This window comes from Stenotrophomonas sp. GD03819 (assembly GCF_029841665.1).
Classification (GTDB): domain Bacteria; phylum Pseudomonadota; class Gammaproteobacteria; order Xanthomonadales; family Xanthomonadaceae; genus Stenotrophomonas; species Stenotrophomonas geniculata.
Map to the genome: position 1 here is coordinate 73,376 of NZ_JAOCEW010000003.1, position 17,091 is coordinate 90,466.

The window sequence follows — 17,091 nt, forward strand, 5'->3', positions numbered from 1 at the left end:
AGCTACAACGCCATCCGCTCGCGCAGTTCACGTGCCTGCCGCCGCGACACTTCCACCTCGCTGCCGTCATCCAGCGTCAGGTCGTAGCCGTCTGCGATGCTGGGCGTCACGCCACGAATGCGGCGCAGGTTGACCAGCGTATTACGGTTGGCACGGAAGAACAGATCCTGCGGCAGGCGTGCTTCCAACGCGCTCAGGCTGCGGGTCAGCAAGGCGTTCTGGTCGCGGAACCACAGCCGCGTGTAATTGCCATCCACCACCAGCCGGCGGATCTCGGAGACCGCCACGAACCAGCAGCGTTCTCCCTCGCGCACGAACACCTGGTCCTGCGCGCCCAGTGTGCTGCGCGGCTCCCGCGTTTCGCCCGCCACCACCTCGCGCTGGCGCGCCCGCTCCAGCGCCTCCAGCAAGCGTGGCGCCTCGACAGGCTTCACCAGATAATCCAGCGCATTGGCCTGGAACGCGCGCACGGCGTAGGTGTCGTAGGCGGTGACGAACACCACTGCAGGCACCGTCTCCAGGCCGTCCAGCACATCGAAACCACTGCCGGAAGGCATCTGCACGTCCAGCAGCACCAGGTCCGGCGCCAGCGTGGCGATCGCCTCGCGCGCGGCAGGCACATCGTCGGCCTCACCCACGCACTGCACCCATGGCAGCGCCGACAACAGCGTACGCAGCTCCTGCCGCGCCAGCCGCGCATCATCAACGATCAACACACGCAGCATGGCACTCATTGTGGAATCTCCAGCAGGGCCTGCATGCGGTCGCCGACCGGTTGCAGCGTGAAACGCCCCTGCGTGCCGAGCTGCGCATGCAGGTAGGTCAGGCCGACGCCATGCCCATGGGCAGGCTCGCCGGCGCTGCCCGGCGGGTTGTCCACCTGCAGTCGCAATACATCGTCGTCCAGCGTGGCCTGGATCTGTACCTCGCCACCACCGGGGCGGCTGGCAATGCCGTGCTTGATCGCATTCTCCACCAGCAGCTGCAGCGCCATCGCCGGCAACTGCGCCTGCAGGGCGTCAGCATCGATGCGCCGAGCTACCTGCAGGCGCTGCTCGAAGTGGATGGCCTCGATCGCCAGATAGTCGTCCACCACCGCCAGTTCTTCGGCCAGCGTGACCTGCTCACTGCGGTTGTGCGCCAGCGCCTGGCGCAGCGTGCGCGACAGGCGGGTGACCATGTCACGCGCACGCTCGGGATCTTCCAGGATCAGCGCGCGCAGGTTGTTCAGCGCATTGAACATGAAGTGCGGGTTGAGCCGTGCGCGCAGTGCATCGCGCTCCAGTGCGCTGCGTTCGGCTTCGGCTCGCAGCCGGGCCAGTTCACTGTGGCGCGCCCGGCGCAGACCGTGCAGGCCGGCCCACAGGCCGGTCCACATCAGCAGGAACAGCGCGGTGTTCATCCAGTACACCAGCAGCGAAGACCATCGGTAATCCGCGTGGCCACCGGGCAGCTGCACCCAGCCCAGTGCCAGCGCCGGCAGCAGCAGCGCCGCCGTCATCGCCTGTGCGACGCTGGCACCGGCCACCACACCGGCGGCCAGTTTCAACACCAGGCTGCCCAGGCTCCCCTCCCACCAGCGCTGGCGCAGCGCCACCGCGCGCAGCATGCCACTGCACAGCCACAGGCAGGCGGCCACGCTGACGGTGATCAACACGATGCCGCTGAACACCACGCCGCCGCCGATCCGCATCCCCGCCCACAGCCCGTACATCGCATAACCCGCCCATGCCAGTGCATTGAGCGTCCAGAAGCGGCGGGATGAGGTAGTGGCGTCCATGCGGGCTCTCGGCGAGGACAAGGGTCAGGGGTGCGCGGCGAGGAAACGCTGCACCTGCTCCTGCAGCCAGCGCGGATCATCCCACATCAGGAAGTGGAACCCCTGTGCGCTCATCGCAATCTGCACGCCCTGAAGCTTCGCGTACTGGGCCTGGAACACCGCGCGCGTGCTGGCCTCGGTGCCGCCCATCGGCTGGTAACCGGTCCAGCTGCCCAGCACCAGCGTCGGTGCGCTGATCGAGGCGATGCTGTCGCGCAGGTCGGTGGTCATCACCGCATGCATGGCATCGGCGGTGGTCTGGCGGTCACTGCCTTCGCCCCAGCGGCCCAGCTCGGCCTGGCGCTGCGGATCACGGGTCATGCCCGGAAGGCCCGCCTTCAACTGCGCCTGCCATTGCGCGGCGTCGGCAGCGAGCATGCCCTTGCGCAGCTGGTCGGCCATCGGCCGCACGCTGTCTGCGGTGGCCTTCGGGTCACGCGCGGCTGGCAGAAACGGCAGTGCATCGACCACTACCAGGGCGCTGACCGCCGCCGGCTCGGCCTGCGCCATCTGCAGGCCCAGCAGGCCACCCAGGCTGTGTCCGATCACCACCACCGGGCCCAGGTGCCGGTCATGCAGGTAGGCCAGCAGCTGCCCGCGCATGGCCGGCAGGAAGTCGGCCGGGCGCGGATCGGCGGCTGCGGCGCCGGCAAAGCCGGGCAGCTGCACCAGATGGCACTGCACGTCCTTCAGCGCCAGGCAGGTCTCGCGCCAGACCTCGGCGCTGCTGTTGAGACCGGGGATCATCAGCAGCGGACGGCCCTTGCCGACCACCTCGACCTGCACCTTGCCGGTGCCTGTGGCGGCCGCCGCATGGGCCGGACCGGAGCCAAGCACGGCCATCGCCATGCCGATCATCGCCAGCCGGGCCAAGGCCTTCATTGCGTACCACAGTGCCAGGAAGATCTTCATCGTCTGCTCCTTCGTCGGGTGGGTGGTGCCGGGATGGGAACAGCGTGCCGCCGGGCCAGTGCCCCCGGTTACGATTTCGGAGCAACGGCCGGACACCTGGGCGAACGGTCGCGTGCCACGGATGGCCTGCCCTCACGCAGCCGTCAAACATCCATCTTGATGAAGCGATATACTGACCCGCACCCGCCGCCACCGCCCGTGCCATGACTGCCATCAGCTTCGAGTTCTATCCGCCCAAGACCGACGAACAGCGCAGCCAGCTGGACCGCGCCGCGGCCAAGCTGAAGGACTACGGTCCCGAGTACGTGTCGTGTACCTTCGGCGCTGGTGGCTCGACCCTGAGCTACACCTCCGAAACCGTGCGCCATCTCAACCAGCACCACGGTTTCGATGCCGCGCCGCACCTGTCGTGCGTGGGCGGCACCCGCCAGGAAATCCGCGAGCTGCTCAAGCTGTACCGCGCCATCGGCTGCCGCCGCCTGGTCGCGCTGCGCGGCGACCTGCCGTCGGGCATGGGCTTTCCCGGCGACATGCGCTATGCCGCCGAACTGATCGACTTCATCCGCGCCGAGCACGGCGATGCGTTCCATATCGAAGTAGGCGCGTACCCAGAAACGCATCCGCAGGCCTCCGACGCACTGGCCGACCTGAAGCACTTCAAGGCCAAGATCGATGCCGGTGCCGATGCGGCGATCACCCAGTACTTCTTCAACCCGGACGCGTACTTCCATTTCGTCGACGAAGTACGGCGGCTGGGCGTGCAGGTACCGATCACCCCCGGCATCATGCCGATTGCCAACTTCAGCCAGCTGCGTCGCTTCTCCGAACAATGTGGTGCGGAGATTCCGCGTTGGATCAGCCGCAAGATGCAGGCCTATGGCGATGACGCGGAGTCAGTGCGTGCATTCGGCACTGAAGTGGTGGCCCGGCTGTGCCAGCGCCTGATCGAGGGCGGCGCACCCGGCCTGCACTTCTACACCCTGAACCTGGCCAAGCCGACCACCTCGGTGCTGAAGCTGCTGCAGGGCTGAGAGCACGACGCGCAAGCGTGATCGGCGCTACCCTGCAGGAATGATCCGGCTTTCCTTCCTGCTGTTGCTGCTGCCGCTGTGCGTGCTGTCGAGCGTCGCCCAGGCGCAGTCCACGCGCCTGAACCGCTGTACCGATGCCCAGGGCCAGAGCGTGTATACCGACCGTCCCTGCGACAGCCTGGGTGCGCAGTCGCGGCTGCCGCCGCCTGCGCCCGCCGGCAACACCCTGCAGCGCGACACCCTGGGGGCACGCTGCCCGCGGCGACTGAGCGAACTGGTGGATGCGCTGCGTACTGGCATCCTCAGCAACGATGTGAACCGGCTGTCCTCGCTGTACCTGTGGGGCGCGGTCTCTGATGCGGGTGCGCAGCGCATCCTCGGCCAACTGGAATCGTTGGCGCGGCGGCCATTGGTGGACGTGGTGCCGGTGTATCCCTCGCAGGCGCTGCCGCAATCGCAGGATGAGGGCCAGAGCCCTGCTGCGCAGGGATCCGACTCTGTGGCCTCTGTGGCGCGGCATCCGATCGGCCTGCGCCTGGAACAGACCTTGCCCGGCAGCGTGTCGCGCGCTTCGACGGTGCTGGGGTTGCGACGGCAGTACGGGTGTTTCTGGATCACGTTGTGATCGGGAGGGTCAGAGCCCCGCGTTGCGATGATCCGACCCTGACATCACGCCGGCCACAGCGCACGAATGGCGGCGATGCCCTGCCCACCATGGCGACGCGCCTCACTGATGTGGCCACTGCCCATGCCACCCAGCGCGTAGATCGGCAGTGACACCTGCGCACGCAGCTCGGCGAAGGCATCCCAGCCCAGCGGCACGGCATCGGGATGGCTGGCCGTGGCCTGCACCGGACCCAGCACGGCGAAGTCGCAGCCCAACTGCTGTGCGGCCTGCAGCTGCTGCAGGTCATGGCAGGACGCGGCCACCAGCTGGCCTTCGGGCAGCGGACGCTGCGACAGCTCCAGCAGCTGTTCGCTGCCCAGATGCACGCCCACGCCCAGTGCGCGTGCCAGCTCGATATCGCGGTTGAGCAGCCACTGCACGCCGCTGCGACGATGCGCGCGCAGGGCCTGCTCGACCATCGCCTGGCGCTGCGGATGCGCCGTCGGCAAGCGCAGCTGGATGCGCTGCTGGCCCGCGGCCACCGCGCGCTGCAGCTGTTCGTGCCAATGCTGCATGCCGCCCTCATCATCGGCCGGCGCCGGGGTGATCAGGTAGCTGTCGGGCTGGCGCAGGGCGGCCACCACCGGCAGGTCTGCCGGCGGCATTGAATAGCGGCCCAGCTTGTCCGGCGCCACCCAGGTGATCGCCTGCCCTTCACGGCCGCGGGGGGTTCCCTTCCAGCTGCGCACGTGGCGCACTTCCAGGGTCAGGTGCTTGTCCGGATAGCGCTGCGGCACGTCCATCAGCCACTCGCCGACATCGGCCTCGATGCCCAGTTCCTCGCGCAGCTCGCGCACCAGGGCCTGCTCGGAGGTCTCGCCGGATTCGCGCTTGCCGCCGGGGAATTCCCACAGGCCAGCCATGTCGCGGTTCTCGGTACGGCGGTTGAGCAGCACGCGGCCACGGGCGTCGGTGATGACGGCGGCCACAACGTGGATCGATCGGGTGGGGGAAGGCATGGAGGAAGCATGCCCAGAACAGGGCGGCCCGTGCAATCTCGGATCCGGCCGGATCAGCCCTGCGAAACAGCCGCCATAAAAGAAGAACCCCGCTTTCGCGGGGCTCTTCGGGGTCAGCTCAGCTGGCCGTGGCAGTGCTTGTACTTCTTGCCACTGCCGCACGGGCATGGATCGTTGCGGCCGATCTTCGGCTCGTCGCGCTGCACCTGTGCGTTGCCCTGCTGGGCAGCCTGCACCTGCGCGGCTTCCTCGTCGGCGCTGTAGCCGCCCACGTCCTGGTGCTGGAACTGCGACTGGCTCAGGCGGGCTTCGGCCTGCTGGCGTTCGGCCGCTTCCAGCGCCTGCACTTCCTCGTCGCTGCGGATGCGCACGCGCGACAGCAGGGTCACCACTTCGCGCTTGACGTTCTCCAGCATGTCCGAGAACAGTTCGAAGGCTTCCTTCTTGTACTCCTGCTTCGGCTGCTTCTGCGCGTAACCACGCAGGTAGATGCCCTGGCGCAGGTAATCCATGCGGGCCAGGTGCTCCTTCCAGCTCTGGTCCAGCACGGTCAGCATCACGTGCTTCTCCAGCGCGCGCATGGTCTCTTCGCCCACGCCGGCTTCCTTCTCGGCGAAGTGCTGGTTGACGCGTTCCTGCACCTTGGCAGCGATGGCTTCGGCGTCCAGCTCTTCGTGCGACTTGACCAGGTCGGTCAGCGACATCTGCAGGCCGAAGTCCGACTCCAGGGTCGCTTCCAGGCCACGCAGGTCCCACTGCTCGTCGATCGAGTTCGGCGGCACGAAGCGGGCCACCACGTCGAAGATCACGTCGTCGCGGATGCCGTCGACGTTGTCCTTCACCGACTCGGCGTCCAGCAGCTCGTCGCGCTGGGCGTAGATCACCTTGCGCTGGTCGTTGTTGACGTCGTCGAAGTCCAGCAGGTTCTTGCGGATGTCGAAGTTGTGGGCCTCGACCTTGCGCTGCGCCTTCTCGATCTGGCGGCTGACCAGGCGGTCCTCGATGACGTCATCTTCCTTCATGCCCATCATGCGCATGGCCTTCTGCACCCAGTCGGAGGCGAAGATGCGCATCAGGTTGTCTTCCAGCGACAGGTAGAAGCGGGACGAACCCGGGTCACCCTGGCGGCCCGAACGGCCACGCAGCTGGTTGTCGATACGGCGCGATTCATGGCGTTCGGTACCGACGATGTGCAGGCCGCCGGCAGCCTTGACGGCCTCGTGGCGCTTCTGCCATTCGGCCTTGACCGCGGCCTTCTGCTCCTCGGTGGCACCTTCGCCCAGCTCGTGGATTTCCGCTTCCAGCGAACCGCCCAGCACGATGTCGGTACCACGGCCGGCCATGTTGGTGGCAATGGTCACGGCCGCCGGACGGCCGGCATTGGCGACGATGGTCGCTTCGCGGTCATGCTGCTTGGCGTTTAGCACTTCGTGCTTCACGCCCGCCTTGCGCAGGTGCTCGGACAGCATTTCCGAGGTTTCGATCGAGGTGGTACCCACCAGCACCGGCTGGCCGCGCTTGGCGCACTCTTCGATGTCGGCCAGCACCGCATTGAACTTGCCCTTGCGGTTGAGGAACACCTGGTCCGGGCTGTCCTTGCGGATGGTCGGGCGGTTGGTCGGAATCACCACCACTTCCAGGCCGTAGATGCTCTGGAACTCGAAGGCTTCGGTATCGGCCGTACCGGTCATGCCGGACAGCTTCTTGTACATGCGGAACAGGTTCTGGAAGGTGATGCTCGCCAGCGTCTGGTTCTCGCGCTGGACCGGCACGCCTTCCTTCGCTTCCACCGCCTGGTGCAGGCCATCGGACCAGCGACGGCCGGACAGGGTGCGGCCGGTGAACTCATCGACGATGACCACTTCGCCATCGCGCACGATGTAGTCCACGTCACGCTGGTAGATCGCGTGCGCGCGCAGTGCGGCGTTGAGGTGGTGGACCACGGTCAGGTTCTGCGGCGCGTACAGGCCTTCGGTCTCGCCGTCGAGGATGCCGGCCTCGACCAGCAGCTGCTCGGCGTGCTCCATGCCCGCTTCGGACAGGTGCACCTGCTTGCCCTTCTCGTCGACCCAGAAGTCGCCTTCGCCGTCTTCCACTTCCTGCTTGACCAGGTTCGGCACGACGCGGTTGACGCGGATGTACAGCTCCGGGGAATCATCGGCCGGGCCGGAGATGATCAGCGGGGTACGCGCTTCGTCGATCAGGATGGAGTCGACTTCGTCGACGATGGCGTAGTGCAGGCCGCGCTGGTAGCGGTCGGCCTTGGACAGCGCCATGTTGTCGCGCAGGTAGTCGAAACCGAATTCGTTGTTGGTGCCGTAGGTGATGTCCGAGGCGTAGGCTTCGCGCTTGTCGCTGTGCGGCATGCCCGGGTAGACCACGCCCACGCTCAGGCCCAGCCAGTTGTACAGCTTGCCCATCTGCGCGGCGTCACGGCGCGCCAGGTAGTCGTTCACGGTGACCACGTGCACGCCCTTGCCTTCCAGCGCGTTGAGGTACACCGGCAGGGTCGCCACCAGGGTCTTGCCTTCACCGGTGCGCATTTCTGCGATCTTGCCCAGGTGAAGCACCATGCCGCCGATCAGCTGCACGTCGTAGTGGCGCATGCCCAGCACGCGGCGGCCGGCCTCGCGGCAGACCGCGAACGCTTCCGGCAGCACCTTGTCCAGGGCTTCACCATTGGCGATGCGCTGCTTGAACTCCGGCGTCTTGGCCTGAAGCTGCTCGTCGGAAAGCTTCTCGATCTCCGGTTCCAGCGCATTGATCTTGGCGACGATGCGGTTGAGCTGGCGCAGCTGTCGTTCGTTACGACTGCCAAATACGCGGGTAAGCAGGCTGTTGATCATTGAAGGAACCGGGTTGGATGGACACGACGCCCGGCCTCCCCCTTGGGATCCGTCCGCCGCAAACGAAACAGGGCGCCTGGCGCCCTGTCGATGGCAACACCCATTGTAGCTTGGGACGGCCGTGAGGGGTTTCAACCCTTTGCGGTCGTCCAGGCGGCCGGGACCGGGGTCCTGGCGGCCGCGCTTCGCGCTCGCGGGGCATGGCCCCGCGCTACCGCCGGGATCCGACGGCGTGCCGGTAGCGCCGGGCCATGCCCGGCGTTGGGTTCAACCGCGGCTGATGCGGCCGACCGGCGTATTGCCGCCGTCGCCAAGGAACTTGCGCGGGTTGACCACGTTGCCGTTCTCCCACACCTCGAAGTGCACGTGGGCGCCGGTCGAACGACCGGTGGAACCGGCCTTGGCCACTTCCTGCCCGGCACGGACCAGGTCGCCAACCTTCACCACCAGGCGCGAATTGTGCGCGTAGCGGGTGACGTAGCCGTTACCGTGGTCGACGTCGACCACGTTGCCGTAGCCGCCCTTGACGCCGGAGAAGCTGACCACGCCTTCGGCCACGGCCATCACCGGGTCACCGACCTTGGCGTGGAAGTCCATGCCCTTGTGGGTGGCGGCACCGCGGCCGAACGGGTCGGCACGGGTGCCGAAACCGGAGGTCACATAGCTGTTGCGGATCGGCATGCGCGAGGGCACGGCGTTCTGCTGCAGCTGGTGGTCGAACATCAGCGATTCCATCACCGACAACTGGCGGCCTGAAGCAGCGAAGCGCTGCTCCAGCACCTGTAAGTCGGCGTTGACGTCCTTGACCGGGATGTCGCTGGTCGGGCCGCCGGCGTCACCGTCACCGAGGCCGGGGGTCTCGTTGAAGTCGAACTCGCCGTCTTCCAGCTTGCCCATCTGGGTCAGCCGTTCGCCGAGGGCGTTGAGGCGTGTGGCCTGGGCCTGCAGCTCGCCGAGGCGGGCCGCCAGCGCGTTGACCTGGGTCTGCGCATCGCGCTTGACCTTGGCCAGCTCCGCATCCTGGCGCTCGACCTTGGCCTGCAGGCGGGAGTCATTCAGCGCGCTGGCGCCAATGCCACCGGCAAGGCCGATAATGCAGCCTACCCCGAGCACGCTGCCCAGCAGGGCGCGGGGGCGGTCCTCGAAATAGAACCGCAAACGCGCGATGGGCGACGATTTGGCCTGTCCTTCACGCGTTTTGATTACGATCTTTTTGAATGCCATCAGTGAGTTTTCATGTCTGAGCCGAAATCCAGCGTTCGCCCCGCGTCAGTGCCGAAGCCGGCGCTGGATGCGGTGATGGCGGACAAAAGCGGGAACCCGCTGCGGCGTGCCTTGTGGCTCGACGCGCTGGACCGTCAGTTGCGCCCCCAGTTGCCGCCACCTCTGCGCAGCCGTTGCCGGCTGGCCAATGTGGACGGGGAACACCTCGTTTTTCTCGTCGAGTCCCCGGTCTGGCATGCCAAGTTGCGGCTTGCCGAAGCCCAGTTGCTCGACGCGGCCCGTTCCATCGGGCTGAAGGCCACCAAGGTGACCATCAAGACTGCGTCTCCCACTCCCACGCGCTCCCCAGCGCTCGACAACCGGAATGGACCCCACGCAGTTTCAGCCGCCACGCACAAAGGGCTACGCGACGCCTTGGCTTGCCTGCAGGACGTTCCTTCGAAGCCGAAGAAGCGGTCCTGACGACAACGGAGCATCCGGCTCCGCTCCCCGTCGCACGTGTCACCACGGCGTGAAACATTTCGGGGGCCGGGTCGCATCCTAGCTGCCATCCGGGGGCCTGTCGTTAGATTGTTGTTAAAACTACGTTAAATTCAGGCTTCCGATCCAACAGGTTCACAAAACCGTGACCTCGAACCGGCCTTGATGCGCGTCAAGCATGCTGAATGCGACGAAGATGCCTGAAACGACAACGCCGCCCTGGAAGGCGGCGTTTTTGTCTTTCAATTCAACAACCTGCAGAAATCAGGCATAGGCCGGAGTGCCATATTCGACCGGATCCGGCGTGGCCGGCGAGTCGAAGCTGACCCATTCCCAGGCGGTGGCATCGGCCATCAGCGCGCGCACCAGCTTGTTGTTGAGCGCGTGACCCGACTTGAAGCCCTCGTAGGCACCCAGCACCTGGCCACCGGCCAGATAAAGGTCGCCGATCGCGTCGAGGATCTTGTGGCGCACGAATTCGTCGGCGTAGCGCAGGCCGTCTTCGTTGAGCACACGGAACTCGTCCAGCACGATGGCGTTGTCCATCGAACCGCCCAGGCCCAGGTTGCGCTCGCGCATGTATTCCAGGTCGCGCATGAAGCCGAAGGTGCGCGCGCGGGAGATTTCCTTGGTGTAGGCCAGCGTCGAGAACTCGATTTCCTGGCGCGACTGCTTGGCCGGGATCATCGGGTGGTCGAACTGGATGGTGAAGCCCAGCTTGTAGCCCTCGTACGGGCTGAAGCGGGCCACCTTGTCGCCCTCGGTCACTTCCACGGTCTTCAGCACGCGGATGAAGCGCTTGGGCGCATCCTGTTCCACGATGCCCGCCGACTGCAGCAGGAACACGAAGGGGCCGGCCGAACCGTCCATGATCGGCAGCTCGGCCGAGGACAGTTCGACGATGATGTTGTCCACACCCAGGCCGGCCAGCGCAGACATCAGGTGTTCGACGGTCTGGATCTTGGCGTCGTTGCAGGTCAGGCCGGTGCACAGGGTCACTTCGGTGACCAGCTCGGCCTTGGCCGGCACTTCCACCACCGGGTCCAGGTCCACGCGGCGGAACACGATGCCATGGTTGACCGGTGCCGGGCGCAGGGTCATGTAGACCTTGTCACCGCTGTGCAGGCCAACGCCGGTGGCGCGGATCGTGTTCTTGAGGGTGCGTTGCTGGATCATGGGGGATGGACCGGAAGTGACACATTAGATTAACACGCAAGGTCCCCTACCCCGGCTGAAAGCAGGCAGGACGCACCGGCGCGCCAATGGGACGCACATGAAGCAGGGCGGCCGGGCCCATCCTGGCCCGGCGCCCGCATTTTCAGGACATGGTGGCGCAACCCGGGGAGGACAACCCCGGGCCGCCCCGCTTAGTCCGCCTGGCGGCGCAGGAACGCCGGGATGTCCAGGTAGTCGTTCGGCAGTTCCGCCGCAGCCGGTGCCGAAGCCGCCGGGGCCGACGGGGCCGAAGCCGCTGCGGTATCGCTGCTGGCACGACGCAGGCCCAGGCCCATGCCACCGACGGCCTTGGACACAGCGTCGCCGCCGTTGTCGAAGTCACCGAATTCCGGCTGGCCGGTGGTGGCATTGCGGACCAGCTTGATCGGCGCACGCTCGCCCGGACGCTGGGTCTTGCTGGCCGACACGCGGTTCAGGCCGGTAGCGACCACGGTCACGCGCACTTCGTCCTGCATGTCCGGATCCAGCACGGTACCGACCACCACGGTGGCGTCTTCGGAAGCGAAGCCATCGATGGTGCGGCCGATCTCGTCGAACTCGGCCATGGTGAAGTCCGCACCGGCGGTGATGTTGACCAGGATGCCGTTGGCACCGGCCAGGTTCACATCGTCCAGCAGCGGGTTCTGGATCGCGGCTTCGGCGGCGGCCTGGGCGCGGTCATCACCACGGGCGGTGCCGGTACCCATCATCGCCAGGCCCATTTCGGACATGACGGTGCGCACGTCGGCGAAGTCGACGTTGATCAGGCCCGGACGCACGATCAGGTCGGCGATGCCCTGCACGGCGCCCTGCAGCACGTCGTTGGCGGCACGGAAGGCCTGGATCATGGTCGCGTTGCGGCCCAGCACGGTGATCAGCTTCTCGTTCGGGATGGTGATCAGCGAGTCGCAGTGCTGGCTCAGTTCCTCGATGCCCTTCAGCGCCACCTGCATGCGGCGACGGCCTTCGAACGGGAACGGCTTGGTGACCACGGCCACGGTCAGGATGCCCATTTCCTTGGCCAGCTGCGCCACCACCGGTGCCGCGCCGGTGCCGGTGCCACCGCCCATGCCGGCGGTGATGAAGACCATGTCCGCACCCTGCAGCGCGTCCATGATGCGCTCACGGTCTTCCAGCGCGGCCTGGCGGCCGACTTCCGGATTCGCGCCTGCGCCCAGGCCCTTGGTCACGTTGGTACCCAGCTGCAGCTGCAGCTTGGCACCACAATTCTTGATGGCCTGCGAGTCGGTGTTGGCGGTGATGAATTCCACGCCATCCACCGCCGAGTTGACCATGTGCGCCACGGCATTGCCGCCGCCGCCGCCCACGCCAACCACCTTGATCACCGCATTGGGTGCCATCTTTTCGATCAGTTCAAAATGCGCCATGTCCGTGTCCTCGTTGTATCCGCTTTGGCTGGCATGGGCATTCGGGCGTCCTGCCGTCCTGCTGCATGCCGACGTTGCGGCTGTGTGGGTTGTGTGTTGCCGGTGTTGCCTTGTGATGCGGGTACTGCGGGTGTTGCGCCTGGGCGATGCCCAGGTTTGCGGATTCCGCGTCAGAACTCGCCGCGGAACCAGGTCTTGAGTTTCTTGAACATGCTTCCAGCGCGCCCGGTCGGCAGCGACGGCCGGCGCGGATGCTCGATCTGGCTGCCCATCAGCAGCAGGCCCACGCCGGTGGCATGCACCGGGTTGCCGACTACTTCGCCGAGGCCGGTGACGTGCTGCGGAATGCCCACGCGCACCGGCATCTGCAGCATTTCCTCGGCCAGCTCGACCACGCCTTCCATCTTCGACGCACCACCGGTCAGCACCATGCCGGCGCGCACCAGTTCCTCGAAGCCGGAGCGGCGCAGTTCGGCCTGCACCATCTCGAAGATCTCCTCGTAACGACCCTGCACCGCCTGCGCCAGCGAGTGGCGCGGCATGCGGCGCGGCGGACGGTCACCCACCGACGGCACCTGGATGCTTTCCTCGGCGGTGGCCAGCTGGGCCAGGGCGCAGGCGTAGCGCACCTTGATCTGCTCGGCTTCCGGGGTCGGCGTGCGCAGCATGTGCGCGATGTCGTTGGTGACGTGGTCGCCGGCGATCGGCAGCGAGGCGGTGTGGCAGATCGCACCCTGCACGAACACCGCGATGTCGGTGGTGCCGGCGCCCATGTCGACCAGCACCACGCCCAGCTCGCGCTCGTCAGCAGTCAGCACCGCCACGCTGGAGGCCAGCGAGGACAGCACCAGATCATCCACCTGCAGGCCGCAGCGCTGCACGCACTTGCTGATGTTGGCCGCGGCCGACTGCGCGCACACCACCAGGTGCGCGTGCACCTCCAGGCGCACGCCGGTCATGCCGACCGGGTTGCGGATGCCTTCCTGCGAGTCGTCCAGCACGTACTCGCGCGGGATCGCGTGCAGGATCTTCTGGTCGGCCGGAATCGCCACCGCCTTGGCCGCGTCGAGCACGCGATCCAGGTCGCCCCAGGTCACTTCCCCGTCACGGATCGGCACGATGCCCGGCGAATTCTTGCACTGCACGTGGTTGCCGGAGATCGAGGCGTACACCGAGCGGATCTCGCAGCCGGCCATCAGCTCGGCTTCTTCCACCGCGCGCTGGATCGACTGCACGGTCGATTCGATGTCCACCACCACGCCGCGCTTCAAACCGCGCGACTCGTGCGAGCCGATGCCGATCACTTCGATCGGGTTGCCCGGCGAATACTCGCCCACCAGCGCCACCACCTTGGAGGTGCCGATGTCCAGGCCAACGATCAGCGATTTGTCACCCTTGCGATTCATGTCCTTTCCTGCGTCCTGCTGGCTGGGGTCGCCGGCGTTTTCGCCGGCGTGGCCGGGGTACCCCAGCTCAGCGTGAAACCATTGGTGTAACGGAGGTCGGCGCGCTCGATCGGCGCGTCCTGACGGTTCAGCTGCGGCAGCACCTTGACGAAGCGCTGCATGCGCGAGCGCGCGTCGTCGCGGCCCACCACCACTTCGGTGCCGTTGCTCAGCACCAGCGACCAGCTGCCGCGTGCATCCATCGTCACCCGGCGCACGTCGACGCCGGCCGGTGCGAACAATGCACGCGAGTCGCTGTACAGCTTCATCACTTCTTCTGTCTGGCTGTCGGGGCCATCCAGTTCGGGCAGCGCCAGGTCGGCCAGCTTCTTCGGCGTGGGGAACAACTTGCCCTGCTCGGAAACCAGGCGGTCGCTGCCCCAGCGCGCGAACGGCTTGTGCTCGACCAGGGTCACTTCCAGCACGTCCGGCCACTGCTTGCGCACCTGCGCGCTTTCCACCCACGGCAGCTGTTCCAGCGCGTCCTGCGCGTCCTGCAGCTTGACCGCGAAGAAGCCGGCGCGCGCGTACGGCAGCAGCACCTGCTGCAGCTGTTCGGCCGGCACCCGCTTGAACTCACCATGCACGCGCAGCTTCGCCAGCGGCCAGCGCTCGGCGCCGACCCAGCCATTGACCACGGCCACCACCGGCAGTGCAACCACCGACAGCGCCAACAGCCAGACGAAGATGCGCAGCACAGCGTTCATGCGTGCGAGGCCTCCAGGGTCTGTTCCAGCACGCGCCACACCAGCTCTTCGAAGCTGATTCCGGCCTGGCCTGCGGCCTTGGGCACCAGCGAATGGCTGGTCATGCCCGGCGCGGTGTTCACTTCCAGCAGGAAGAAGCGGCCGCTGCTGCGATCACGCATGACATCCACGCGGCCCCAGCCACGGCAACCGGCGGCACGGAATGCGGCCAGCGCGATGCGCCGGATTTCTTCTTCGTCGTCACCGTCCAGGCCCGGGCACAGATATTGGGTGTCTTCGGCGATGTACTTGGCGTTGTAGTCGTACCACTGGCCCTTGGGCACGATGCGGATCGACGGCAGCGCGACATCCCCCAGGATGGCCACGGTCAGTTCGTCGCCCACCACCATCTGCTCCATCAGCAGCTGGCCGTCGTAGCGCGCGGCCAGCGCCACGGCCTCATCCAGGCCCGCATCATCGGTCACCCGGCTGATGCCCACGCTGGAACCTTCGTTGGCCGGCTTCACCACCACCGGCAGGCCCAGTTCGGCCGCCAGCGCATGTACGTTCGACGCGTCGACCTTCCTGTACTGCGGGGTCGGCAGGCCCAGCGACAGCCACACCTGCTTGGTGCGGATCTTGTCCATGCTCAGCGCCGAACCCAGCACGTCCGAGCCGGTGTACGGCACGCCGAAGGCGTCCATCAAGCCCTGCACGATGCCGTCCTCACCACCACCGTTGTGGCCATGCAGGATGTTGAACACGCGATCGATGCCACCGGCGGCCAGCACCTTGGCCAGCGCAGGGATGCCGTCCACGGCAAACGCATCGACGCCGCGTGACTGCAGGGCTTCGAGCACGTTGCGGCCAGAATCCAGCGATACCTCGCGTTCGCTGGAGCTACCGCCCAGCAGCACGGCGACGCGGCCGAACTCGGCCGGGTCGGTCACGTGCAGCGGCGGGAAGGTCAGCGTGCTCACGCCTCGCCCTCCCCCTTGAAGCCTTCCACCGCGATGTGGGTGGCCACGGCGCCAATATCGCCCGCCCCCATCATCAGCAGCAGGTCACCGTCCTGCAGTACGTCCGGCAGCACGCTGGCCAGTTCGGCGGCCTTGCCCACCACCACCGGCTCGCTGCGGCCGCGCGCACGGATGGCACGGGCCAGCGCGTGCGAGTCGGCACCGGCAATCGGCTCTTCACCGGCCGGGTAGACCTCGCTCAGCACCAGCGCGTCGACGCTGGACAGCACCGCGGCGAACTTGTCGAACTGGTCGCGGGTACGGCTGTAGCGGTGCGGCTGGAAGGCCACCACCAGGCGCTTGTCGGCCCAGCCACCGCGGGCGGCAGCGAACACGGCTTCCAGCTCGCTCGGGTGATGACCGTAGTCATCGATGATGCGGACCTTGGCACCGCTGGCGGTGGTCACCTCGCCCAGGTCGTTGAAGCGACGGCCGACACCGGCAAAGGCTTCCAGCGCGCGTGCGATGGCATCCGGGGCCACGCCCAGCTGCCAGCCCACTGCAGCGGCGGCCAGCGCGTTCAGCACGTTATGCTTGCCGGGCAGCGCCAGCACCACTTCCTGGCTGGTGCCCTGCGGCAGGCGCAGGGTGAAGCGCATGCGCGAGCCTTCCTGCACCACGTTCTCGGCGCGCACGTCGGCCTGCGGGCTCATGCCGTAGCTCATCACGTGGCGCGGGGTCTTGGCGGCCAGTGCAGCCACTTCCGGGTCGTCGATGCACAGCACCGCCAGGCCGTAGAACGGCAGGCGCTGCAGGAACTCGGCGAACGCCGCCTGCACGCGGGCGAAGTCGTTGCCGTAGTTCTCCAGATGATCGGCATCGATGTTGGTGATGATCGACATCAGCGGGTTCAGGCGCAGGAAGCTGCCATCGCTTTCGTCGGCCTCGGCCACCAGCCACTGCCCGCTGCCCAGCTTGGCGTTGGCACCGGCAGCCAGCAGCTGACCACCGATCACGAACGTCGGGTCCAGGCCACCTTCGCTCAGCACCGCAGCGGTGAGGCTGGTGGTGGTGGTCTTGCCATGGGTGCCGGCCACGGCGATGCCGCGGCGGAAACGCATCAGTTCGGCCAGCATCGCTGCGCGCGGCATGATCGGAATGCGCTGGCTGCGCGCTTCCATCAGTTCCGGGTTGTCTTCGCGGATGGCGCTGGAGACCACAACGCAGTCGGTGCCCAGCACGTTGGCCGCCGAGTGGCCGCGCATGATGCGCGCACCCAGGCTGGCCAGGCGGCGGGTCGCCACGTTGTCGGCGTTGTCCGAACCGGACACTTCATAGCCCAGCGTCAGCATCACTTCGGCGATACCGCTCATGCCGGTGCCGCCGATGCCGACGAAATGCACGCGCGGGAATGCGCGCACCAGGTCGTTGGTGTCGTGCAGGCGACGGATCATGCGCGG

14 protein-coding genes and 1 pseudogene are annotated in these 17,091 nt (G+C 66.9%); 3 read left to right on the plus strand and 12 right to left on the minus strand.

The annotated features are described in order from the left end of the window. Positions 1-2: 2 nt before the first annotated feature. From N5D45_RS02705 to N5D45_RS02715, 3 genes are read right to left on the minus strand one after another with little or no spacing between them, the layout of a single operon-like run. Positions 3-734, minus strand: coding sequence for a LytTR family DNA-binding domain-containing protein (locus tag N5D45_RS02705; RefSeq protein ID WP_279938432.1), 732 nt, complete (start codon positions 732-734; stop codon positions 3-5). Then, positions 731-1,780: a histidine kinase gene (locus tag N5D45_RS02710; protein ID WP_279938433.1), complete on the minus strand. Its 1,050-nt coding sequence runs from the start codon at positions 1,778-1,780 to the stop codon at positions 731-733. Before N5D45_RS02710 ends, N5D45_RS02705 begins: the two co-directional genes overlap by 4 nt. Positions 1,781-1,804: 24 nt before the next feature. Then, positions 1,805-2,731 carry an alpha/beta hydrolase gene (locus N5D45_RS02715; protein ID WP_279938434.1) on the minus strand — a complete coding sequence of 309 codons (927 nt, stop codon included), beginning with the start codon at positions 2,729-2,731 and terminating at the stop codon, positions 1,805-1,807. A 203-nt stretch (positions 2,732-2,934) separates the two neighbouring features. Here N5D45_RS02715 and metF point away from each other — a divergent pair, with 203 nt between their 5' ends. Then, the gene (gene metF, locus N5D45_RS02720; protein ID WP_004143823.1) at positions 2,935-3,762 is read left to right on the plus strand and encodes a methylenetetrahydrofolate reductase [NAD(P)H]; all 828 of its coding nucleotides are present in this window, start codon (positions 2,935-2,937) and stop codon (positions 3,760-3,762) included. 40 nt (positions 3,763-3,802) lie between these two features. Beyond that, positions 3,803-4,387 carry a DUF4124 domain-containing protein gene (locus N5D45_RS02725; protein ID WP_019338075.1) on the plus strand — a complete coding sequence of 195 codons (585 nt, stop codon included), beginning with the start codon at positions 3,803-3,805 and terminating at the stop codon, positions 4,385-4,387. A 44-nt stretch (positions 4,388-4,431) separates the two neighbouring features. On the opposite strand, the gene N5D45_RS02730 is transcribed toward N5D45_RS02725, so the two are convergent. The 3 genes from N5D45_RS02730 to N5D45_RS02740 form a co-directional block, all read right to left on the minus strand. Beyond that, positions 4,432-5,388 carry a Nudix family hydrolase gene (locus N5D45_RS02730; protein ID WP_010481915.1) on the minus strand — a complete coding sequence of 319 codons (957 nt, stop codon included), beginning with the start codon at positions 5,386-5,388 and terminating at the stop codon, positions 4,432-4,434. A 113-nt stretch (positions 5,389-5,501) separates the two neighbouring features. Continuing rightward, on the minus strand, positions 5,502-8,234 hold the full coding sequence (gene secA, locus N5D45_RS02735) for a preprotein translocase subunit SecA (protein ID WP_057504234.1): 2,733 nt from the start codon (positions 8,232-8,234) through the stop codon (positions 5,502-5,504). A gap of 267 nt (positions 8,235-8,501) precedes the next feature. Continuing rightward, on the minus strand, positions 8,502-9,458 hold the full coding sequence (locus N5D45_RS02740; protein WP_043397967.1) for a M23 family metallopeptidase: 957 nt from the start codon (positions 9,456-9,458) through the stop codon (positions 8,502-8,504). 12 nt (positions 9,459-9,470) lie between these two features. Here N5D45_RS02740 and N5D45_RS02745 point away from each other — a divergent pair, with 12 nt between their 5' ends. Then, complete coding sequence (locus tag N5D45_RS02745) at positions 9,471-9,920, plus strand: DUF721 domain-containing protein (RefSeq protein WP_029379786.1); 450 nt, start codon at positions 9,471-9,473, stop codon at positions 9,918-9,920. A 282-nt stretch (positions 9,921-10,202) separates the two neighbouring features. On the opposite strand, the gene lpxC is transcribed toward N5D45_RS02745, so the two are convergent. The 6 genes and pseudogenes from lpxC to murC form a co-directional block, all read right to left on the minus strand. Next, positions 10,203-11,114, minus strand: a complete 912-nt coding sequence (lpxC, locus tag N5D45_RS02750; protein ID WP_164192221.1) for a UDP-3-O-acyl-N-acetylglucosamine deacetylase — start codon at positions 11,112-11,114, stop codon at positions 10,203-10,205. Between the two features lie 191 nt (positions 11,115-11,305). Then, positions 11,306-12,541, minus strand: a complete 1,236-nt coding sequence (ftsZ, locus tag N5D45_RS02755) for a cell division protein FtsZ (protein WP_043397963.1) — start codon at positions 12,539-12,541, stop codon at positions 11,306-11,308. A gap of 170 nt (positions 12,542-12,711) precedes the next feature. Continuing rightward, on the minus strand, positions 12,712-13,947 hold the full coding sequence (gene ftsA, locus N5D45_RS02760) for a cell division protein FtsA (RefSeq protein WP_005408083.1): 1,236 nt from the start codon (positions 13,945-13,947) through the stop codon (positions 12,712-12,714). 71 nt (positions 13,948-14,018) lie between these two features. Beyond that, positions 14,019-14,693, minus strand: a pseudogene (locus tag N5D45_RS02765) (cell division protein FtsQ/DivIB); the annotation flags it as partial. Continuing rightward, on the minus strand, positions 14,690-15,652 hold the full coding sequence (locus N5D45_RS02770) for a D-alanine--D-alanine ligase (protein ID WP_164192218.1): 963 nt from the start codon (positions 15,650-15,652) through the stop codon (positions 14,690-14,692). The gene N5D45_RS02770 and the pseudogene N5D45_RS02765, both read right to left, overlap by 4 nt. Next, on the minus strand, positions 15,649-17,085 hold the full coding sequence (murC, locus tag N5D45_RS02775) for a UDP-N-acetylmuramate--L-alanine ligase (RefSeq protein WP_043397956.1): 1,437 nt from the start codon (positions 17,083-17,085) through the stop codon (positions 15,649-15,651). The genes N5D45_RS02770 and murC overlap by 4 nt, the downstream gene beginning before the upstream one ends. Positions 17,086-17,091 lie beyond the last annotated feature (6 nt).